The sequence below is a fragment of the Kribbella sp. NPDC051936 genome (genome assembly GCF_040680955.1).
Classification (GTDB): domain Bacteria; phylum Actinomycetota; class Actinomycetes; order Propionibacteriales; family Kribbellaceae; genus Kribbella.
The window spans coordinates 140,286-160,525 of the sequence record NZ_JBFAXS010000013.1 but is presented as its reverse complement, the minus strand read 5'-3'; the positions used below and the strand labels follow the sequence as shown (position 1 = coordinate 160,525).

19 protein-coding genes and 1 tRNA gene are annotated in these 20,240 nt (G+C 69.3%); 16 read left to right on the top strand and 4 right to left on the bottom strand.

Translation table 11 applies throughout. The features are described from left to right. Positions 1–257 precede the first annotated feature (257 nt). The 6 genes from glp (at position 258) to AB0L64_RS38205 (ending at position 4,087) form a co-directional block, all read left to right on the top strand. The gene (gene glp / locus AB0L64_RS38230) at positions 258–1,478 is read left to right on the top strand and encodes a gephyrin-like molybdotransferase Glp (RefSeq protein WP_359926935.1); all 1,221 of its coding nucleotides are present in this window, start codon (positions 258–260) and stop codon (positions 1,476–1,478) included. After that, entirely contained in the window at positions 1,478–1,960 is a 483-nt protein-coding gene (gene moaC, locus AB0L64_RS38225) for a cyclic pyranopterin monophosphate synthase MoaC (RefSeq protein WP_363717860.1), read from the top strand. The genes glp and moaC overlap by 1 nt, the downstream gene beginning before the upstream one ends. Beyond that, entirely contained in the window at positions 1,957–2,445 is a 489-nt protein-coding gene (locus AB0L64_RS38220; protein ID WP_363717859.1) for a MogA/MoaB family molybdenum cofactor biosynthesis protein, read from the top strand. Before moaC ends, AB0L64_RS38220 begins: the two co-directional genes overlap by 4 nt. Further along, entirely contained in the window at positions 2,445–3,062 is a 618-nt protein-coding gene (locus AB0L64_RS38215) for a GNAT family protein (RefSeq protein ID WP_363717858.1), read from the top strand. The genes AB0L64_RS38220 and AB0L64_RS38215 overlap by 1 nt, the downstream gene beginning before the upstream one ends. Positions 3,063–3,159: 97 nt before the next feature. Continuing rightward, the gene (locus tag AB0L64_RS38210) at positions 3,160–3,942 is read left to right on the top strand and encodes a hypothetical protein (RefSeq protein ID WP_363717857.1); all 783 of its coding nucleotides are present in this window, start codon (positions 3,160–3,162) and stop codon (positions 3,940–3,942) included. A 72-nt stretch (positions 3,943–4,014) separates the two neighbouring features. After that, positions 4,015–4,087: transfer RNA gene (locus tag AB0L64_RS38205), tRNA-Ala, on the top strand. A gap of 224 nt (positions 4,088–4,311) precedes the next feature. Here the strand turns inward: AB0L64_RS38205 and AB0L64_RS38200 are convergent. Continuing rightward, positions 4,312–4,887, bottom strand: coding sequence for a helix-turn-helix domain-containing protein (locus tag AB0L64_RS38200; protein WP_363717856.1), 576 nt, complete (start codon positions 4,885–4,887; stop codon positions 4,312–4,314). Positions 4,888–4,973: 86 nt separating this feature from the next. Here AB0L64_RS38200 and AB0L64_RS38195 point away from each other — a divergent pair, with 86 nt between their 5' ends. From AB0L64_RS38195 to katG, 3 genes are read left to right on the top strand one after another with little or no spacing between them, the layout of a single operon-like run. Continuing rightward, positions 4,974–5,858, top strand: a complete 885-nt coding sequence (locus AB0L64_RS38195; RefSeq protein WP_363717855.1) for an SDR family oxidoreductase — start codon at positions 4,974–4,976, stop codon at positions 5,856–5,858. Positions 5,859–5,912: 54 nt separating this feature from the next. Then, positions 5,913–6,338 carry a Fur family transcriptional regulator gene (locus AB0L64_RS38190; RefSeq protein WP_355700780.1) on the top strand — a complete coding sequence of 142 codons (426 nt, stop codon included), beginning with the start codon at positions 5,913–5,915 and terminating at the stop codon, positions 6,336–6,338. A gap of 36 nt (positions 6,339–6,374) precedes the next feature. Beyond that, positions 6,375–8,588, top strand: coding sequence for a catalase/peroxidase HPI (gene katG, locus AB0L64_RS38185; RefSeq protein WP_363717854.1), 2,214 nt, complete (start codon positions 6,375–6,377; stop codon positions 8,586–8,588). 48 nt (positions 8,589–8,636) lie between these two features. Here katG and AB0L64_RS38180 read toward each other — a convergent pair whose 3' ends face one another. The 3 genes from AB0L64_RS38180 to AB0L64_RS38170 form a co-directional block, all read right to left on the bottom strand. Beyond that, positions 8,637–8,861 carry a hypothetical protein gene (locus tag AB0L64_RS38180; RefSeq protein WP_363717853.1) on the bottom strand — a complete coding sequence of 75 codons (225 nt, stop codon included), beginning with the start codon at positions 8,859–8,861 and terminating at the stop codon, positions 8,637–8,639. Between the two features lie 61 nt (positions 8,862–8,922). Next, a complete protein-coding gene (locus AB0L64_RS38175) occupies positions 8,923–9,171 on the bottom strand; it encodes a hypothetical protein (protein WP_363717852.1) in 249 nt (82 codons plus the stop codon). Between the two features lie 111 nt (positions 9,172–9,282). After that, entirely contained in the window at positions 9,283–10,422 is a 1,140-nt protein-coding gene (locus AB0L64_RS38170; RefSeq protein WP_363717851.1) for a mandelate racemase/muconate lactonizing enzyme family protein, read from the bottom strand. Between the two features lie 160 nt (positions 10,423–10,582). On the opposite strand from AB0L64_RS38170, the gene AB0L64_RS38165 reads away from it, so the two are divergent. From AB0L64_RS38165 to AB0L64_RS38135, 7 genes are all read left to right on the top strand, one after another. Next, positions 10,583–11,557, top strand: coding sequence for a LacI family DNA-binding transcriptional regulator (locus AB0L64_RS38165; RefSeq protein ID WP_363717850.1), 975 nt, complete (start codon positions 10,583–10,585; stop codon positions 11,555–11,557). 78 nt (positions 11,558–11,635) lie between these two features. Further along, a complete protein-coding gene (locus AB0L64_RS38160) occupies positions 11,636–13,006 on the top strand; it encodes an extracellular solute-binding protein (protein WP_363717849.1) in 1,371 nt (456 codons plus the stop codon). Continuing rightward, a complete protein-coding gene (locus tag AB0L64_RS38155; protein WP_363717848.1) occupies positions 13,003–13,938 on the top strand; it encodes a sugar ABC transporter permease in 936 nt (311 codons plus the stop codon). Before AB0L64_RS38160 ends, AB0L64_RS38155 begins: the two co-directional genes overlap by 4 nt. Then, entirely contained in the window at positions 13,935–14,801 is an 867-nt protein-coding gene (locus AB0L64_RS38150; RefSeq protein ID WP_363717847.1) for a carbohydrate ABC transporter permease, read from the top strand. The genes AB0L64_RS38155 and AB0L64_RS38150 overlap by 4 nt, the downstream gene beginning before the upstream one ends. Next, positions 14,798–17,095, top strand: coding sequence for a hypothetical protein (locus AB0L64_RS38145; protein ID WP_363717846.1), 2,298 nt, complete (start codon positions 14,798–14,800; stop codon positions 17,093–17,095). Before AB0L64_RS38150 ends, AB0L64_RS38145 begins: the two co-directional genes overlap by 4 nt. Continuing rightward, complete coding sequence (locus tag AB0L64_RS38140) at positions 17,092–19,368, top strand: hypothetical protein (RefSeq protein ID WP_363717845.1); 2,277 nt, start codon at positions 17,092–17,094, stop codon at positions 19,366–19,368. The genes AB0L64_RS38145 and AB0L64_RS38140 overlap by 4 nt, the downstream gene beginning before the upstream one ends. Continuing rightward, entirely contained in the window at positions 19,365–20,195 is an 831-nt protein-coding gene (locus AB0L64_RS38135; protein WP_363717844.1) for an NAD(P)-dependent oxidoreductase, read from the top strand. Before AB0L64_RS38140 ends, AB0L64_RS38135 begins: the two co-directional genes overlap by 4 nt. The last annotated feature ends 45 nt before the right edge of the window (positions 20,196–20,240 follow it).

The window sequence follows — 20,240 nt, the reverse complement described above, 5'->3', positions numbered from 1 at the left end:
CAGCGCCGGAGCCCCGCCCTGCCCAGCCCGATCCCCCCTCAAAACCCCAACCCACAACCACTCATCAACCAGCCACACGAAAGATCGAGGCTAGGCCCTGTGTGGTGATCCATCGCCTACTGCGGGGCACTCGGCACGGCACCTCGTCGCTACGGCGCTGGATCACCACACAGGACCTGGAACCTGGCCGGACTTCTTGGTGCACCCTCCGGGAACTATCGCCTGGAACGGCGGATCCGTGGATTAGGGTCGAGCTCGTGAGACGAAGTGTGGATGAGCATCTAGAGGTCGTACTCGGTCGGGTCGCGGCCCTGCCGGCGTTCGACCAGCCGTTGATGGACGCGGTCGGGCTGGTGCTCTGCGAGGACATCGTCTCGGGGGTGAGCCTGCCGGGCTTCGACAACTCCGCCATGGACGGATACGCCGTTCAGGCGGCCGACCTGGCCGGCGCCTCGGACGAGAACCCGATCAGCCTGCCGGTGGTCGGGGAGTTCCGGGCCGGGCACAGCGAGCCGATCGTGGTCACCCCCGGGACCTGTGTGCGGATCATGACCGGCGCGCCGATGCCGCGCGGAGCGGACAGTGTGGTGCCGGTCGAGTGGACCGACGGCGGGACGGTCAGCGTGCGAATCACGCAGCAGCCGCCGCTCGGCGGGTCGGTGCGGCGTGCGGGCGAGGACGTGACGGCCGGGGCGCAGGTGCTGGACGGCGACACGGTCCTCGGCCCGCGGCAGATCGCCGTGCTCGCCGCGGTCGGCCGGGCGCGGGTGAAGGCGAGACCGCGGCCGCGGGTCGTGGTGATCTCGACCGGGGCCGAGCTGCGCGAGCCGGGCAGCCGGTTGGGCGACGGGCAGATCTACGACTCGAACAGCTACACCCTGGCCGCGTGCGCGCGGGACGCCGGGGCGGTGGTGTATCGCGTCGGCATCGTGGACGACGACCCCAAACGGATCATGGACACGCTGTCCGACCAGTTGGTCCGCGCCGACCTGGTCATCACCACCGGCGGCGTCAGCATGGGCGCGTACGACATTGTGAAGGAGGAGCTGTCCAAACTCGGCACGGTCGACTTTCCGCAGGTCGCGATGCAGCCGGGGAAGCCGCAGGGATTCGGGGTGATCGGTGAGGACGAGATCCCGATCTTCACGCTGCCCGGCAACCCGGTCTCGGCGTACATCTCGTTCGAGGTGTTCGTGCGGCCCGCGCTGCGCAAGATGATGGGCCAGATGCCGTACCGGCGGGCGCTGGTCCCGGGCGTGACGCTGGACGGGTTCAGCTCGCCCGCGGGGCGGCGGCAGTTCGTCCGCGCGGCGGCCACATCCGGCGACGAGGGCTGGATGGCCAGTACAGTCGGCGGGCACGGCTCACACCTGCTGGGCGGGTTGAGCCGGGCGAACGCGCTGATCGTGGTGCCCGAGGACGTGACCTCGGTCCGCGCCGGCGATCAGGTCGAGCTGATGCTGTTAGGGGATGTCTGATGACCGAGCCGCCACCGGGCCTGACCCATGTCGACGAAACCGGGGCCGCGCGGATGGTCGACGTCTCGGCGAAGGAGACCGGCGCCCGGCGAGCTGTTGCCAGCGGCAAGGTTCTGGTCTCGGCCGAGGTGGTCGCGGCGCTGCGCGGCGACGGCGTACCGAAAGGCGACGCTTTAGGGGTCGCGCGGATCGCCGGCATCATGGGCGCGAAGCGGACCCCAGATCTGGTCCCGTTGTGCCATCCGATCGCGATCACCGGCGCCAAGGTCGACCTGGAGGTCGCCGACGACGCTGTGCTGATCCAGGCGCAGGTGAAGACCACCGACCGGACCGGCGTCGAGATGGAGGCGTTGACCGCGGTCGCCGTCGCCGGGCTGGCCGTCATCGACATGGTGAAGGCGCTGGATCCGGCCGCGGTGCTGACCGACGTGCGGGTCGAGCTGAAAGAAGGCGGTAAGACCGGGCACTGGGAGCGGCCGTGAGGGCCCTCGTCGTCAGCGTCTCCAACAGGGCGGCCGCTGGGGTCTACACCGACACCACTGGTCCGCTGATCGCGTCGCGGCTGGCGTCGTGGGGTTTCGACGTGTCAGGGCCTGAGGTCGTGCCCGATGGCGCCCCGGTCGGTGATGCGCTCCGCGCAGCGGTCGAGGCGGCGTACGACGTTGTGCTGACGACCGGCGGCACCGGGATCTCCCCGACGGACGAGACACCCGAGCAGACAGCCGCAGTGCTGACGAAGGTCGTGCCGGGCATCGCCGAAGCCATCCGGGCGTACGGCGTGGCCAACGGCGTACCAACGGCCTCGCTGTCCCGCGGGCTGGCTGGAGTCGCCGGGCGCACGGTCATCGTCAACCTGCCTGGTTCACGGGGTGGTGTGAAGGACGGTCTCGCCGTGCTGGAGCCGTTGCTGCGCCACGCGGTCGAGCAGGTGCACGGCGGCGACCACGTCCGGACGGACGGCGACTGATGGCAGTTGTCCAGTGGCCGGTCGAGCTGAAACACGGCCAGGTCGGGCTGCGACCACTGCGAGCCGCCGACGGTAGCGAGTGGGCCGCCGCACGCCAGCGAAACGTCAGCTGGCTGCGGCCGTGGGACGCGACGCAGCCACCGGGTGCGGACGACGGTGCGCGCACGTTCCGCGCGATGGCACGCGACTGGAACCGGCAGGCACGGTATGGGCGGATGCTGCCGTTCGTCATCACGTACGGCGGTGCCGCGGGCGCCGGCGCGCGGGCGAAGTGGCCGCTGGTCGGGCAGCTCACGGTGTCCGGGATCACGTACGGCTCGGCGCGCTGGGCGAACCTCGGCTACTGGGTCGACGAGCAGTACGCCGGTCGCGGGATCGTGCCGACCGCCGTCGCGATGGCCGCGGACCACTGCTGGTTCACCCTCGGCCTGCACAGGATCGAAGTGGCCATCCGCCCGGAGAACAAGGCCAGCCTGCGCGTCGTGGAGAAGCTCGGCTTCCGGTACGAGGGCGAGCGGCCGAGGTTCCTGCACATCGACGGCGACTGGCGCGATCACCGCATCTTCGCGCTCAACGTCGAAGAGGTCGGACCCGGTCTCGTAGCGCGACTGGTGTGACTACCCTGCGTGCTATTCACATCAGTCACACGAGTCTTCTTGCGACACACCGGCTCACGTACCTCATCTGGCCCCCGCCGCGCCTTAGCGTCGTCGCATGGGGACGACAGGGCTGATCTATGTGGCGATCGTCGCCGCGTGGGCCGCCTACCTCGTCCCGATGTGGCTGAAGCGGGGCGACGAGGCGCGGCGCCGCCCGGTGGTGCCGTCGTCCGCCGAAGCGCGCGTCCTGTCCCGTGACCCGTCGCGGCCGCGGTACGTCGTACGCCCGGCCGGTCCGACCGCCACCGACGACCCGTCGCCACCCAAGCGGTACGTTCCCAACCGAGCCCGCCGGGTGGCCGCGATGCGCCGTCGGCGGGTGCTGTCGATCCTGACCCTTTCGCTGCTGTCCGTCGTGGCCCTCGCCGGACTGGCGATGCTGCCGTGGTGGTCGGTGGCGATCCCGGGCGCGTCGATCGCCGCCTTCGTCGTCCTCACCCGGGTGCAGCTGCGCCGCCAGGCCCGCGCCCGCGCGGAAGCCGCCGCGGAACGCCGCGCCCGCGCTCGGGCACGCCACGACCGCGGCCCCGCCGGCAAGCCCGCGCCGTCGCCCGACGAGGAGATGACCATCGAGGTCAAGCTCCCCGCCGAGCCCACTCCGGAGCCCGAGGTCAAGCAGCCGTCGGAGGGCCTGTGGGACCCGGTGCCGGTCACGCTGCCGACGTACGTGCTCAAGGAGAAGGCCCCCGACCGCACCGTCCGGACGATCTCGCTGACCGACGACGAGGTCTTCTCCAGCGCCCGCACGACGGACCCCGCCGACAAGCCCGCGATCGCCGAAACCGTCGCCCCCAAGCCCGAAGAACTGCCCGAGGTGAAGCGCGCGGTCGGCGACTGATATCCGGTTTTAGTCTGCGGGCCTCTACGTGTTAGAGTTTCGCGGTCGCCAGGGAAACCAGGTGACCAGCTCGGGGCTGTGGCGCAGTTGGTAGCGCGCTTCGTTCGCAACGAAGAGGCCAGGGGTTCGAATCCCCTCAGCTCCACGAAGACGATGGGCGACTCGTGTCTGCGGAAAGCGCAGACCGGGTCGCCTTCGTTATTTGTGCGGCTGCGCTTCGCTTGCCGCGGAGCGGGGGCTCCGCCACCCGCACCCCCTGCGCCTTCGCTTCGCTCGGCTCCTGGGCTGGGTTGGGCAGTCGAAGCGGAGCTTGGCTCGGGCCCGGTGGTTCGCGTCGTAGGTCTTCCTGACCTCAGCCTCGCTATGGGCTCAGGTCAGTGAGGTGGTGGCGGTGCGGAGGTCTTCCAGGGCTGCTAGGACGTGTGGGGCCAGGCCGGTGTCGTCGTGGTCCAGGTCTGTCCATTCGGTGTAGCCGCGCTTGAAGGCTAAGACGCCTAGTTCGGCGGCTAGGTGGGCCAAGGGGTCGGGGATGCCTCGGGAGAGGAGGGCCTCGGTCATGGCGGTGGCGAGGCCTACGCGTTTCAGGGTGTCGCGTTCTTGGAGTTCGGTGCTGGCGGCGATGGCGGCTTTGAGGCGTGGGCCCAGTTCGCGGTTGATCGGGCCCATGGCGTTCGAGGCGCGTTCGAGGCCCACGGCGACTGCCTCGAGAGGAGTGGCTGTCTCGGGTGCTTCGGTGATGCCCTCGACGAGCAGGCGGCACAACGTTTCCTGGCCGGCCACCAGGAGTTCCCGCTTGTCGGGGAAGTGGCGGAAGAACGTGCTCTTGGTGACGCCGGCGCGTTCGGCGATCTGGGCGACCGTCGTCGCGTCGTAACCCTGGTCGGCGAACAGGTCCACCGCGGCCAGGACCAGCCGATCGCGCGCGCCGGGTTCCCATCGAGCCATGCGGCCATTCTAGGTGATGGGACCTTTGTCCCGTCAGGTGCTACGGTGATGGGACAAAGGTCTCATCACTCCAGAGGAGCATCTCCATGCAGGTCTTCATCACCGGCGGTACCGGGCTGATCGGATCCGCCGTCGTCCGCGAACTGCTCGACAACGGCCACACGGTCCTGGGTCTCGCGCGTTCCGACGCGTCCGAAGCGACGCTGGAAGCCGCCGGCGCGGACGCCGTCCGTGGCGGGCTCGCCGACCTGGATGTTCTACGCGCCGGTGCGGCCAAGTCCGACGGTGTGATTCATCTTGCCTTCAGCAACGACTTCAGCAGCCCGGAGGCGCTCGCGGCGGGAATCGCCGAGGAGAGTGCCGCGCTCGCGGCCATGGGGGAGGAGTTGGTGGGCAGCAATCGTCCGCTCGTGACCGTGTCGGGTACGCCGTGGATTCCGGGCCGCGCCTCGACCGAGGCTGATCCGCTGCCGACCGAGGGGCCCGTCGGCGGGCGAGGTCGGTCCGTCATGGCAGCCCTCGCGCTGGCTGAGCGCGGTGTGCGAAGCGCCGCCGTACGGATGCCGCGCACGGTCCACAATCAAGGCGACGGAGGATTCGCCGGCCTGCTGACGCAGATCGCGCGCCAGACAGGTGTCTCCGGCTATCCCGGTGACGGCACGCAGCGCTGGCCCGCCGTACACGCGCTCGACGCCGCCGTACTCTTCCGGCTGGTCCTCGAGAACGCGCCGGCCGGGACCGCGTGGCACGCCGTCGACGACGAAGGTGACGCCGTACGAGACATCGCTGCCGTCATCGGTCGCCGCCTCGGCCTCCCGGTGCAGTCGGTCCCGGCGGAGACGTACGGCCCACTCGGCCCGATCTTCGCCGCAGATCAGCCGTCTTCCAGCGCCCACACCCGCCAGGCCCTCAACTGGCAACCGCGCCACCCGCGCCTGCTGAAGGACCTGGAGAACGTTCAACCAGCTTAGGAAACGCGGAAGCTAATCTTGACTCATTCCAGAAAACGCGGAAGACTGCGGGGCGTGCCGACAGTGGATGAGCTCCAGGGGTTGTTGCGTGGAGCGTCGTTGCGGGTGACTCGGCCGCGGCTGGCTGTGCTGGCCGCGGTGTACGGGCATCCACATGCGGACACCGACTCGATTATCGGTGCCGTGCGCAACGAATTGCCGCAGGCGTCGCACCAGGCGGTGTACGACTCGCTGCACACGTTGACCGCGGCGGGACTGGTGCGGCGGATCCAGCCGCTGGGGTCGGTGGCGCGGTACGAATCGCGTGTGGGGGACAACCATCACCATGTCGTCTGCCGCTCGTGCGGCGCCATCGCCGATGTCGACTGCGCGGTCGGGCATGCGCCCTGCCTGACCGCGTCGGACGACCACGGGTTCGTCATCGACGAGGCCGAGGTCATCTATTGGGGCCTGTGCGCGGACTGCGCACGACGTACCTGACTTCCTTTGAAAACGTCCAGTCCTGGAAGGAATCCGATGTCCGAGAACCATGAGCCCCTGCCCGGCGAAGCCTCCGCGGAGAGCCGCGGCGCCGAGACCGGCGGCTGCCCGGTGAACCACGGTCAGGGCGTGCACCCGACCAGCGGGAACGCCAACCGCGGATGGTGGCCGAACCAGCTGAACCTGAAGATCCTGGCCAAGAACCAGCCGGTGTCGAACCCGCTCGGGGAGGAGTTCGACTACGCCGCCGAGTTCGCGACGCTGGACCTGGCCGCGGTCAAGGCGGACATCGCCGACGTGCTGACCACGTCGCAGGACTGGTGGCCGGCCGACTTCGGGAACTACGGCCCGCTGATGATCCGGATGGCCTGGCACAGCGCCGGCACGTACCGGATCCACGACGGCCGCGGCGGCGCCGGCGCCGGTCAGCAGCGGTTCGCGCCGCTGAACAGCTGGCCGGACAACGGCAACCTGGACAAGGCCCGCCGGCTGCTGTGGCCGGTCAAGAAGAAGTACGGCCAGAAGATCTCCTGGGCCGACCTGATGATCCTCACCGGCAACGTCGCGCTGGAGACGATGGGCTTCAAGACCTTCGGGTTCGCCGGCGGCCGCGAGGACGTGTGGGAGCCGGAGACCGACGTGTACTGGGGCCCGGAGACCAGTTGGCTCGCCGACGAGCGGTACTCCGGTGAGCGCGACCTCGAGCGTCCGCTCGGCGCGGTCCAGATGGGCCTCATCTACGTGAACCCCGAAGGCCCGAACGGCAACCCGGACCCGGTCGCGGCGGCCCGCGACATCCGCGAGACGTTCGGCCGGATGGCGATGAACGACGAGGAGACCGTCGCGCTGATCGCCGGCGGCCACACGTTCGGCAAGACCCACGGCGCCGGCCCGGCCGAGAACGTCGGCGCGGAGCCGGAGGGCGCGCCGATCGAGGCGCTGGGCCTGGGCTGGAAGAGCACGTACAACAGCGGCAAGGGCAAGGACTCGATCACCAGTGGTCTCGAGGTCACCTGGACCACGAAGCCGACGCAGTGGACGAACGACTTCTTCGAGATCCTGTTCGGCCACGAGTGGGAGCTCAGCAAGAGCCCGGCCGGCGCGAACCAGTGGGTCGCCAAGAACGCCGAGGCGATCATCCCGGACGCGTACGACGGCCCGAAGAAGCTGCCGACGATGCTGACCACCGACCTGTCGCTGCGCTTCGACCCGATCTACGAGCCGATCTCGCGGCGGTTCAAGGACAACCCCGACGAGTTCGCGGACGCGTTCGCGCGGGCCTGGTACAAGCTGACCCACCGCGACATGGGCCCGATCGTGCGGTACCTCGGCTCCGAGGTCCCGAGCGAGGTGCTGATCTGGCAGGACCCGCTTCCGGCCGTCGACCACGAGCTGATCACCGACGCCGACGTGACCGCGCTGAAGGCCGCGATCGCTGCCTCCGGCCTGTCGGTGTCGCAGCTGGTTTCGACCGCGTGGGCGTCCGCGTCGACGTTCCGTGGCAGCGACAAGCGCGGTGGCGCCAACGGCGCCCGGATCCGCCTGCAGCCGCAGAGCGGATGGGAGGTCAACAACCCCGACGAGCTCGCGCAGGTACTGCGGACGCTCGAGGGCATCCAGCAGTCGTTCGCGAAGCCGGTCTCGCTCGCGGACGTGATCGTCCTCGCCGGCGGTGTCGGTGTCGAGATCGCCGCGAAGAACGCCGGGTACGACGTTGTCGTACCGTTCACGCCCGGCCGGGTCGACGCCTCGGCGGAGCAGACCGACGCGGACTCGTTCGCCGCGCTCGAGCCGGTCGCGGACGGGTTCCGCAACTACTACGGCAAGGGCAACCGGCTGCCGGCCGAGTACCTGCTGCTCGACCGCGCGAACCTGCTCACCCTGAGCGCGCCGGAGCTGACCGTGCTGGTCGGCGGCCTGCGTGTCCTGGGCGCCAACTACGACGGCTCGAAGCACGGCGTGCTGACCGAGAACCCGGGCACGCTCACGAACGACTTCTTCGTGAACCTGCTCGACCTCGGCACCGAGTGGCACGCCACCGACGAGAGCGAGGAGACGTTCGAGGCCACCGTCGACGGGGCGGTCAAGTGGACCGGCACCCGCGCCGACCTGGTCTTCGGCTCCAACTCCGAACTCCGCGCCGTCGCCGAGGTCTACGCGAGTGACGACGCCAAGGAGCGGTTCGCCACCGACTTCGTCGCCGCCTGGCACAAGGTCATGGAGCTCGACCGCTTCGACCTGCACCGCTGACGAAACCGAACAGGCTCCCCCCGCGCCGGGGGGAGCCTGTTCGCGTTTTCAGCGGGTGTGACCCTGCTTGGCTTCCTTGCCGCGGATGACGGCGGCGAGGGTCTTGTCGTCGACGCCGGCGTCCTTCAGCTGCTGGTAGTTCTCGTGCGGGCTGCCGGGCGGCGCCTGAAAGCCGGATCCGGTGAACTTGGCAACCAGCCCCGCGGCCTCGCGGGGGTCCCGCGCATCATCCAGCCGGGCCCGGGTCTCTTCTTCGCTGATCTCGTCGGCCATTCAGCACTCCTCGGATATTCGCAGCGTGTTGACCCGAGATCTTTCCGCAGGACGGGTTCAGTCAGTTGACGCAGGTACGCGGCGGGGCCGACGGCTGCTCCGAGCCGCCGTCGGGATCCACGAGGACCGGTCGGAGATCGGTGACCCGAAGGGGGATCGAGCGGCTGAAGTCGAGCGGGATGTCGCCTTGCATACCGCCGCCGGTCCAGTGCACCGTCCAGTACGCCGTCGCTGTGACGTTGTAAGTGCCGGACTTCTCACAGCGCGAGGACTTGGCGTATCTGAACCCGCAGGTCGGTGAAGCAGGCATGTCTTTCAGGGACTTGCCGGCTGCCATCTGACGCGTGAACGGCGGCCCGGCACCTTTGCAGGACACGGCCTCGCCCGCATTCCACAGGGCTGCAGGTTGTTGCAGAGGGGATTACCAGTTGGTGAAAGAGCCGTCGGGGCGGTGGAGGGTGGGGAGGGGGCGGGGTGGGGTGGGGTGGGCTCGGGCTAGGTCTCGGTCGATGTCGATGCCTAGGCCGGGGGTGGTTGAGGGGAGTACTCGGCCGGGGGTGATGGTGGGGCGGTGGGTGAAGAAGCGGGCCAGAGTGTCGTCGGGGTCCGACTGGTGTTCCTGGATGGCGGCTACGGGGGTGGTGAGGTTGAGGTGCAGGGATGAGGCGGCGGTGACGGGGCCCAGGGGGTTGTGGGTGGCTAGTTTGATGTTGTGGGTTTCGCAGGCGGCGGCGATCTTGCGGGCTTCGGTCAGGCCGGCGGCGATGGCGATGTCGACGCGGGCGTAGTCGATCAGTTCGTTCTCGATCAGTGGTGCGAACTCCCACTTGGACGCGAACTGTTCGCCGGCCGCCAGCGGTACGCCGGTTCGCGCGCGCAGCATGCGGTACGAGTCGGGGTGTTCGGCGCGGAGCGCGTCCTCGACGAAGTACGGGCGGGCGGATTCGATCTCGCGGCACAGCGTGACCGCTTCGGGTGGGTCGAGCCGGGTGTGGACGTCGAGGATCAGCTCCACGGAGTCGCCGACCGCGTCGCGGACCTCGTGGAACAACGCGATCCCGTCCCGCAGTGTCCGGCGCTCGTCGAGGACGTCGCCGTCGTGCGGCACCGAGAATCGTAGGTGGGTCCAACCGTCGGCAACGAGCGTGCGGCACCGTTCGAGGAAGCGCGGGCGGTCCGCCATCCCGTCGCCCAGGTGGACGTAGCACGGCACGTACTCCCGCACCTGCCCGCCGAGCAGCTCGTGCACGGGGACGCCGTATGCCTTGCCGCGGATGTCCCACAACGCGACGTCGATCGCCGCGATCGCGGACGCGATCACCCGGTCGGCGGGGTAGAACCCGGACCGGAACATCAGCTGCCACAGCTGCTCTGTCCGCAGCGGGTCCTCGCCGAGCACCAGCCCGCCCAGATGGGACAGCGCGCCGGCCACGGCCTGTTGCCGGGACCGCAGCCCGACCTCGCCGATGCCGTGGATGCCCTCGTCGGTGTCGACCACGACGAGCATCATCGCGTCGCCCCGGTCGGGGAGGGTGAGCACTTCCCAGCCCGTGATCTTCATCTGACCCCTGCTCTGTTTCAGGAACGTTGTCATCGCACCGTATCCCACGATTTCAGGCGTACGCCAGAGCTTCTGTGATGAAACAGAAACGAGCTGTTGACACAACCAGGAACGATTGCAAACATGTTTCAACGCTGAGTCCGAGAGCAAGGAGATCCGGATGGCCGCCACGGTCAGGGAAGTCGCGCAACTGGCGGGTGTGTCCCCGTCGACGGTGTCCCGGGTCTTCACCGCGCCGGACCAGGTGCAGGAGGCGACCCGGCAGCGGGTCACCGACGCCGCACGGCAGCTCGGGTACCGGCCCGACCCCGCGGCCCGGACGCTGCGCAGCGGCCGCACGGAATCGCTCGGCCTGGTCGTCCCGGACATCGCGAACCCGTTCTTCCCGCCGATCGTGAAGGCGATGCAGGCGCGGGCCCGCAACCACGGCTACACGCTCCTGGTCGCGGACTGCGACGAGCGCGAGTCCGACGAGCTGGAGACCATCGACGCGATCGTGAAGAAGGTCGACGGTCTGGTGCTGTGGGCCTCGACCCTGTCCGACGGCCGGCTGCAGGAGCTGGCCCGGGAGATCCCGCTGGTCCTGGTGAACCGGCAGGTCAAAGGCATCCCCGAGCTGCACATCTCGCTGACGTCCGGCATCAGCCAGGCCGCGGAACATCTGCGCGCGCTCGGTCACACCAGCTGTGTCTTCGTCAACTGCTCGCGCCCGGAGCACCTGCGGGGCAAGTCGATAAGAGAAACCTTCGACGCCCAGGGGCTGTCGGTCGTCGAGCTCGGCCCGTACGAGCCGCGTTTCGAGACCGGTCTGCACGCCGCGACCCTGGCCGTGGCGAACGGCGCCACCGCGATCCTCGCCCACAACGACCTGGTCGCGATCGGCGTCCTGCACCAACTCGCACACTCCGGGGTCGACGTGCCCGGTCAGGTCAGCGTGATCGGCATCGACGACACGCTGCTGGCCGCGATGTCGATCCCGGCCCTCACCACCATCCGGATCTCGCCGCAGACCGTGGCCACCCACGCCGCCGACCTGATCGTCGAGACCATCAACGGCGCGGAGCCGCAGTCCGCCGAGGTCGGCTCGCGGCTGATTCCCCGCGCCTCCACAGGTCCCGCGCCACACCGCGCCTGACCCGAGCAGGTCCCACCACAGTACGGCGCGCCGCCCCGCCGTACCGATCCCTCCTGGAGACATTCAATGGCTACACCCATGCGTGTTCGTGCTGCCCTGGTGGCGGCCGCGACCGGGCTGGCACTGACCGGCTGCGCGGGACTCACGCCCGCGAAGGACGACACCAAGAGCAGCGACGTCGTACTGCGGGTGCAGGGCATGCCGGCGCCGACCGACAGCGCCGCGCTGGCCCAGTTCAACCGGCTGGTGCAGGACTTCCAGGCGAAGAACCCCGGCATCACGATCGAAGGCAGCGAGAACCGGTGGGATCCGCTGACGTTCTCGGCCAAGCTGGCCGGCAAGACGATCGAGGACGTCATCCAGGTCCCGCTGACAGAGCCGCAGGGCCTGATCGCCCGCAAGCACGTCCAGCCGATCACCGAGCAGTTGAAGCAGTGGACGCACTACCAGGAGTTCAACCCGCAGGTCCTGCAGCCGCTGAGTGACGGCGCCAAGCAGGTGTACGGCGTTCCGCAGGCGCCGTTCGCGCAGGGCCTGGTCTACAACCGGAAGCTGTTCACGCAGGCCGGTCTGGACCCGGACAAGCCGCCGGCGACCTGGGACGAGGTTCGTGCGGCCGCCAAGCAGATCAGCGCCAAGACCGGGAAGGCCGGGTTCGTCCACGAGTCCAAGGGCAACACGGGTGGCTGGCAGTTGACCATGCTGACCTACACCCACGGCGGCTCGATGGAGACCGAGCAGGACGGCAAGGTGGTTGCTGCCGTCAACGACCCGGCGACGAAGCAGTCGCTGGAGCTGCTCAAGGCGATGCGCTGGGCCGACAACTCGATGGGCCAGAACCAGCTGATGGACCAGGACGACGTGGTCAAGCAGTTCGCCGCCGGTCAGGTCGGCATGTTCATGGGTACGCCGGGCACGTACAAGCTGGCCAAGACGAAATTCGGCATGAAGAGCACGGCCGACTACGGCGTCACGTCGTTGCCGCAGGCCGGCGGGAACGCGACCCTTGGCGGCGCCGAGGTGTTCATGGTCCCGGCGTCGGTGCCGAAGGAGAAGGTCGACGCGGCCGTGAAGTGGCTGCTGTTCGCCCAGGCCGAGGCGCAGTACGAGCCGGCGGTCGCGGCCGAGCGCGCGAAGGAGCTGGCCAAGGATCCGAAGGCCGCGGTCGGCGTACCGACCCTGCCGATGTTCAGCACCGCGCAGCAGCAGAAGATCGACGCGGCGATCAAGCCGTACGTGAACGTGGAGCTCGAGCACTTCCGGCCCTGGCTGGAGGGTACGCCGAAGCTCACGCTGAAGCCCGAGCCGCCGCTCGCGGCGCAGAAGCTCTACACGATCCTCGACACCGTGGTGCAGTCCGTGCTCACCAAGAAGGACGCGAACGTGGACGCGCTGCTCACCAAGGCGCAGGCGGACGCCGACAAGATGCTCGCCGCGGAGCAGAAGTGACAACACTGCTGGAGCGCCCGGAGGTCACCAAAGCCGAACCTGTGGCGGTGGCCTCCCGGCGGCGGGCGGGACTGCGCCGGGAACTCCTCGGCCTGCTCTTCCTGGCGCCTGCTCTGCTGGTCTTCGGGCTGTTCTCGTGGTGGCCGATCGTGCGCGGTCTGCTGATCTCGTTCCAGGAGACCAATCTCGTCGACCCGGCGGTGTGGGTCGGCCTGGGGAACTTCCAGGCGGTGCTGACCGATCCGCTGGTGGGGACGGCGATGACGAACACCCTGTTGTTCGTCGGCCTCGGGCTGGTGATCGGCTTCCCCGCGCCGATCGTGCTGGCAGCGGTGATGTCGACGGTACGGCGGTTCGCCGGCGTGTACCGGGTCGTCGTCTACCTGCCCGTCGTCGTACCGCCGGTGGTCGCGATCCTGCTCTGGAAGTGGTTCTACGACCCCGGCTCCGGTCTGTTCAACCAGCTGCTCGGCCTGGTCGGGCTCGGCCCGTACCCGTGGCTGCAGTCGCCGCACACCGCGATGCTGAGCCTGGTGCTCGAGGCGACGTGGGCCGGGATGGGCGGCGCCGCACTGATCTACCTGGCGGCGATGACCGGCGTACCCGCGGAGCTCTACGAGGCGGCCGAGAGCGACGGAGCGGGGATCTGGCGGCGGATCTGGCACGTGCTGCTGCCGCAGCTGCGTCCGGTGATCGGGTTGCTGCTGCTCCTGCAGCTGATCGGCACGATCCAGGTCTTCACCGAGCCGTACATCTTCACGCAGGGCGGTCCGGACGACGCCACGCTGACCGTCCTGCTGCTGATCTTCCGGTATGCGTTCCAGGACGGCCGCTACGGGCAGGCCGCCGCGTTGTCCGTCCTGCTCGCGCTCGTTCTCGCTGTGCTGTCCGCGGTCTACCTCCGCCTGACCAGAAGCTGGAGCACCAAGTGAGCGAACCGATGACGACGTTCACGTCGAGCAACGACCTGCGCAGACCGGGTACGGCGTTCGCGCTCCGGGCGGTCCAGGTACTGACGCTGCTGGTCCTGGTGGCGATCGGGATCGGGCCGCTGTACTGGACCGTCAAGGGCGCGGTGTCGTCGCCGACCGAGATGGTGACGAACCCACTGCGGCTGTGGCCGGCCGAGGCCGAGCTGGGCAACTTCGCCCGGGCCTTCACCGAGCTCCACGTCGGGCGCTACCTGGCCAACACGGTGACGGTGGTCATCGGCTCCTGGGCGGTGCAGTTGCTGGTGGCGATGACGGCGGGGTTCGCGTTCGCGGTGATCCGCCCGCGGATCGGCCGGTACGTGTACGGCGCGATTCTCGCCACCATGTTCGTGCCGTACACCGTCTCTCTCGTCAGCCTGTTCCTGACTGTGCTGGACGTGAACCTGCTCGACACCTACTGGGCGATCTGGCTGCCCGCGGGAGCGAACGCGTTCAACGTGCTGCTCGCGACGCGGTTCTTCGAGGCGTTGCCGCAGGAGCTGTACGACGCCGCGAAGGTCGACGGCGCCAGTACCTGGCAGCTGCTCACGAGGATCGTGCTGCCGATGAGCCGGCCGGTGATCGCGGTGATCAGCCTGCTCGCGATCATGCACTCCTGGAAGGAGTTCATCTGGCCGCTCGTGGTGATCTCCGACCCGCGGCTGCAACCGATCAGCGTCGCGCTGGCGAACCTGGTCGACTCGGCTCCGCTCGACGAGCTGATCGCGGCGATGGCGATGGCACTGGCGCCGCCCGTGCTGGTCTTCCTCGTGTTGCAGCGCTACGTGGTCGCCGGGCTCGGATTCACCGGGGTCAAAGGATGATCAGCCGGCGAGCAGTCCTCGGCGGCGCCGTGGCCGCGGCGGCCGCCGGGAGCGCCACGAGTCCGGCGTACGCGGCCGATGTGCAGATCACCGACACCGCGAACACGATCACGCTGATCGGGGCACCTGACACTGGTGAGGTCAGGGTGCTCGACGGCGGCGGGGTTCAGCGCTTCGCCCTGACGACGTTCGAATACGCGTACGGGACCGGCACGAGCAAGGTCGTCGTCCGGACCACCGGGATCACGAAGATCGAGGCGAACGGTGGGCAGCAGTTCACGGTCACGTACGGCGCTCCGGTCGGCCAGGTCGTCGGCACGTTCACGGTCGGTCTGCGGAAAGCACGGATCCGCTGGGACGTGACCGGCGTGACGGACCTGCGGACCGACAGTTTCCGCGTCGCGCGGGTCGTGTCGGGGACGGCGACCGAGCACTTCGACCCGGTCGTGTTGTGGAACCGGGACCGGGATCCGGGCACCGGCGCGCTGCGCGGCGGCGTACCGTACGAGACGACCAACGGTGTCTGCTACTCCTACACCTGGGCCGACAACCGTGCCGTCATCCGTTTTCCGCAGAGCACGGTTGCGTTCAGCAACAACGGCTTCCTGCATGCGGTCGGCGACGACAGTGGTTTCCTGGAGAGCACGATCGTGCTCGGCGCGATGCGGCCGCACTCGGCCGGCGTCATCGCGCGCGACGGCGATCTTGGCATCGACCTGTGGACCGCGCAGCCGTTCGGCCTCTGGAACACCGGCGGCGCCAGGACTGTCAGTTTCGAGGTGGTCAACGCGGCGCTGAGCACCCGGACCGTGCGCGTCGACTGGGTCGCGCGGGACTGGAACGGCGGCTCGACCAGCGGTACGGCGAGTGCATCGGTCGGGCCGCGCGCGGTCTGGAACGGGAACTTCTCCGTCACCCTCGGCGCCCGCGACATCCGCTTCGTCGAGGCGGTCGTGTACGACGGCTCGACCGAGGCGGCGTTCGCCCGAACAACGCTTTCCGTGCTGTCCGCCTACACGTACGGCGACTCCGAGCAGAGCATGTTCGGGATGGGTAACTTCGCCTACCTGTCGGAGCCGTCGAGCACGGATGTCCTCGGGCTCATGAAGCTTGTCGGCATGCAGTGGATCCGGACGGCGTATCGCCAGTACAACGCGCTGCCGGCCTCGCCGGGCCCGACCGTGGACGCACTCGACCAGGCCGGTTTCCTGCACAACATGCAGCTCGCCGGCACGCTGCCGTGGGGCGTGGACGGAGCGGCCTGGGCCGACGACATGGTCGGCAGGGCGACGTACTCCGGCGCCCGGTACTACGAATGCGCCAACGAGCTGAACCTCACCGCGTCGGACAAGACACCGGCCCAGTACGTGAACGACGTCCTCGAACCGCTGCGCGCGGCAATGACCGCCAAGGGCGCGACGTTCAAGGTGATGACGTGCGGCCTGGCCGGATACCCCGAGCAGTGGGTGCAGGACTTCGGAGCCGCGGGCGGCTGGGACCACGTCGACGTACTGGCGTACCACCCGGGCCGCGGAAACTACACCGCCGACTACGAGCCCGCGGAACCGTGGACGAACGAGACCCGCTGGAACTTCCTCGGCACCCTGAAGAAGGCAACCACGGCGAAGGGCACCAAAGAGCTCTGGCTGACGGAGGCGTACGCCGGAACGCAGCCGAACCGCTGGTGGACCGACACCTACCGGAACGCCCCGGAAAACGTTCTACTCCAGCTCGCGCTGGCCAAGGCGTACGGCGTCCGCTGCGTGACCTGGTACACGCTCAACGACTCGATCCAGCAGCAGCCGATGGAAGCCGATCCGGACAGCGTCGAGTACCACCACGGACTGCTGCACCGCGACCTCGGCGCGAAACCCTCGCTGCTCGCCTTCGCAACCGCCGCACGCTGGCTCGACCAGTCCACGTTCGCCGGCTGGGCGGACCTGGGCGATCCGGACCTGTTCGGGCTCGTGTTCAACACCCCGACGGGCAAGGTCAATCTGCTCTGGTCCCGCAAGGACGGCTACATCCTCAACAACGACCCGGCCCGCCGCAGTCAGGCGAGCCCTGCCTACTACCGCAGTCCCGAGGCCTGGGAAGACCCATGGCCGACCAAGACGAACGTCACCGTCCCGACGCCGGCCGCGACCACGTCGGTCCGTGAACTGAACTGCCTCGGCATGGACGTCGGCACACACCAGGCAAGCAACTCCCAGGTGACCGTCACCCTCGACGGCGCACCGCGGATCTTCATCGGTCTCTCCCTGCCTCTCCAGACCACCGGAGGATTGTCATGAAACCCACCAGGCGGACGTTCGTCGCCGGATCGCTCGCCGCCGCGGGTGTGGCCGGCGGCCTGCTCCCCGCGGGCGTCGCCCGCGCCGCGACGGCGTACACGATCACCGCGGACGGCATCACCGTGTCCGCCGAGACCGACGGCACGATCGTCGTCGGCGACGGCACCGAGCGGATCCGGATCGCGCACTTCCAGGTCAAGGACACCGTGCTCGGCGGGCAGCGCACGTTCGGCGGCAAGCCGTCGCTGGTCACGCTCCCGGACGGTCGCCAGGCGATCCGCGTCGACTACGTGATGGGCGCCGCCGCGAAGACGATCACGGTGACCGGCACCTTCGAGGTCACCGCCCGGCGCCTGCACATGCGCTGGGACGCGACCAGCTCGAACCAGATGTACCTGAACTCGCAGTTCACCCGCACCGTCGTCGGCCCGACCGCCGCGGAGTACTCGACCGCGGTCACGCGCTGGAACCGCGACGCCGGCGGCGGCGTGCCGTACGAGACCAACGACGGCATCCTCTACACCGAGACCTGGGCCGACACGAAGGCGTACTTCCGGCTTCAGTCGAGCCGCCCCGACTGGACGACAGCCTCCTGGATGCACATCGTCGGCACGTACGACGCGCTCGGCGTCCTGCGGCACGAGGCGGATCTCGTGTTCGGAAACCTCCGTGAAGTTTCCGCCAACGCGGCTGCCGTCGGCCGCCCGGTCGGCCTCGACGTGTGGACCGACCAGCCGTTCAACCTCTGGTACGAGACCGGCCACGCGATGCCGGTCAACGTCCAGGTCGTGGCCGGCAGCACCGTCACCGCGCCGGTGACACTGAGCTGGTTCGCCCGCGACTTCGACGGTACGACGCTGACGAGCGGATCGACCGTGCTCACGCTGGCGCCCGGCCAGAGCGCCGACCACACGATCGTCGTACCGGCGCTGCAACAGCAGGGCGTCGCGTTCCTGGAGGTGCAGGCGGGCGAGGCGTTCGCGCGGACCACGCTTTCCGTGCTCCCGTCGTACGACTACCAGGGCGGCGGCATGTTCGGGATCGCGAACTATCCCTGGCTGCTCAAGCCCAGCAAGGCGGACGTGGCGACGCTGCTGCAGAAGATCGGCGTCGCGTCGGTCCGGATCGCCTACAACGGCGCGCCCGGCATCCCGCCGGCCGAGCTGGAGGCGCTGGGCATCACGCCGAACATCCAGCACGGCGACGTGGTGTTCGACGCGACCCCGGAGCAGGCGAAAACCTGGGCCGCCGAGCTGGTCGACGTGGTCGTGGACGCCCGCGCCCGGTACTTCGAGGTCGACAACGAACGCAACCAGCCGTGGATGTCCGGCCTGTACGCCGACAAGTACATCCGCGACGGCCTGCGCCCGGTGGTCGAGCGGCTCGCCGAGGTCGGGTCCGACGTGAAGGTGATGAACAACGGCCTCGGCGGCATGGACGTGAACTGGGTCGACAGCTTCCACGCGCACGGCGGCTGGGACCTGATCGACGCGTTCGCGTTCCACCCGGGCCGCGGCAACTTCACGCCGGACTACGCGCCGACGCCGGACGAGTGGGTCACCGGGTCCAACGGCAGCTACTGGAACTTCCTCGGCGGCGTCCGCGAGGCCAAGCGGCGGATCCGCGAGTACGGCGGCGGCAAGGAGCTGTGGCTGACCGAGGCGTACGCGTGCACCCGGCCGAACCAGTGGTGGAACGACACCATGCGCCAGGCGGCCGAGAACGTGCTGCTCACGATGGCGCTGGCGAAGGCCGAGGGCGTCGACGGCGTGAACTGGTACCAGCTGTACGACAGCACGATCCACCATCCGCAGGAGGCCGATCCGGCGAACCCGGAGTACCACTTCGGCCTGATGAACCGGGACCTGTCGGCGAAGCCGTCGCTGCTGGCGTTCGCGACCGGCACCCGGGTGCTCGAGGAAGCCGAGTTCGTGCGCTGGCTGGACCTCTCGAAGATCGAGCGGCATCTGCAGGGCCTGCTGTTCATGACGCCGGACGGGCCGCTGTCGGTGCTGTGGAGCCGCAAGGACGGGTACCTGCTGAACGTCGATCACACCGAGGGCCAGGCGTATTACCCGCACCCGGAGGTGTGGGAGGACGACTGGCCGACCAAGACCCACCTCACCGTCCGCGGCGGCGAACTGGTCGAGATCGACTGCATCGGTCGGCGGCGGACGCTCAGCGGATCGCGGATCAAGCTCACCCTCGACGGTGCTCCGAAGCTGTACCGCGGGCTGTCCGCGCAGCCCGAACAGCAGCTCCGGCTCGCGTGAACCGGGTCCTCGTCACCGGAGCCGGCGGCCGCATCGGGCGAGCCGTGGTGGACGCCTTGCAGGTACGCCGCGTCGCGGTCACCGCCCTGGTCCTGCCGGGGACACCGTGCCAGGCGGATCGAGTGGTCGAGGGATCCGTGTGCGACCTGGCCGCGGTGCGGGCCGCGATGGCCGGGGTGGACGGTGTCGTCCACCTCGCCGCGCGGCCGGCGCCGCACCGCGGGACGCCGTACGAGGTGTTCGGCGAGAACACGCTCGGCACGTTCACGGTGCTGGAGGAGGCCGGGCGCGCCGGGGTCCGGAACGCGGTGGTCGCGAGCAGCCTGGCCGCGAACGGGCTGCCGTTCGCGGCCGGGCCGCTCAGCCCGGCGTACGTCCCGCTCGACGCGGCGGTGCCGAGCCAGGCCGAGGACCCGTATGCGTTGTCGAAACTCGCCGACGAGCAGACCGCCGCGATGATGGCGCGCCGGCACGGGACGACCGTCGTCGCGCTGCGGTACCCGTTCGTCGGCGGTTTCGCCGAACGCCTCGAGGAGCACGCCCGCAAGGTCGCCGGCGACCCGGCGCTCGGCGCCGCCGACCTGTGGTCGTACCTGGAGACCCGCGACGCCGCCCGCGCCGCCGTGCTGGCCTTGCGGGTCCAGGGCGGTTCGCACGTCTTCCACGTCGCGGCCCCGGACACGCTGGCGCCGTACCCGACCCTGGACCTGCTCCGCCGCTACCACCCGAGCACCGCGATCCGCGCCGACCTGCCCGGCCGTACCACCCCGCTCGACCTCGGCCCCGCGCGCGAGCTGCTCGGGTTCACCGCCGAACACACGGTGTAACGGCGCTACGCTGGTCGCGTTCGGACACGGGCGGAAGGGGTCTGA

What these genes read in the sequence shown, in the direction of transcription:
- AB0L64_RS38160 (WP_363717849.1), top strand. Translation starts at nt 11,636, where the DNA reads ATGCGTGTTCGTGCTGCCCTGGTGGCGGCCGCGACCGGGCTGGCACTG.
- AB0L64_RS38140 (WP_363717845.1), top strand. Translation starts at nt 17,092, where the DNA reads ATGAAACCCACCAGGCGGACGTTCGTCGCCGGATCGCTCGCCGCCGCG.
- AB0L64_RS38215 (WP_363717858.1), top strand. Translation starts at nt 2,445, where the DNA reads ATGGCAGTTGTCCAGTGGCCGGTCGAGCTGAAACACGGCCAGGTCGGG.
- AB0L64_RS38175 (WP_363717852.1), bottom strand. Translation starts at nt 9,171, where the DNA reads ATGCCTGCTTCACCGACCTGCGGGTTCAGATACGCCAAGTCCTCGCGC.
- katG (WP_363717854.1), top strand. Translation starts at nt 6,375, where the DNA reads ATGTCCGAGAACCATGAGCCCCTGCCCGGCGAAGCCTCCGCGGAGAGC.
- AB0L64_RS38145 (WP_363717846.1), top strand. Translation starts at nt 14,798, where the DNA reads ATGATCAGCCGGCGAGCAGTCCTCGGCGGCGCCGTGGCCGCGGCGGCC.
- AB0L64_RS38180 (WP_363717853.1), bottom strand. Translation starts at nt 8,861, where the DNA reads ATGGCCGACGAGATCAGCGAAGAAGAGACCCGGGCCCGGCTGGATGAT.
- AB0L64_RS38200 (WP_363717856.1), bottom strand. Translation starts at nt 4,887, where the DNA reads ATGGCTCGATGGGAACCCGGCGCGCGCGATCGGCTGGTCCTGGCCGCG.
- AB0L64_RS38195 (WP_363717855.1), top strand. Translation starts at nt 4,974, where the DNA reads ATGCAGGTCTTCATCACCGGCGGTACCGGGCTGATCGGATCCGCCGTC.
- AB0L64_RS38210 (WP_363717857.1), top strand. Translation starts at nt 3,160, where the DNA reads ATGGGGACGACAGGGCTGATCTATGTGGCGATCGTCGCCGCGTGGGCC.
- AB0L64_RS38170 (WP_363717851.1), bottom strand. Translation starts at nt 10,422, where the DNA reads ATGAAGATCACGGGCTGGGAAGTGCTCACCCTCCCCGACCGGGGCGAC.
- AB0L64_RS38165 (WP_363717850.1), top strand. Translation starts at nt 10,583, where the DNA reads ATGGCCGCCACGGTCAGGGAAGTCGCGCAACTGGCGGGTGTGTCCCCG.
- moaC (WP_363717860.1), top strand. Translation starts at nt 1,478, where the DNA reads ATGACCGAGCCGCCACCGGGCCTGACCCATGTCGACGAAACCGGGGCC.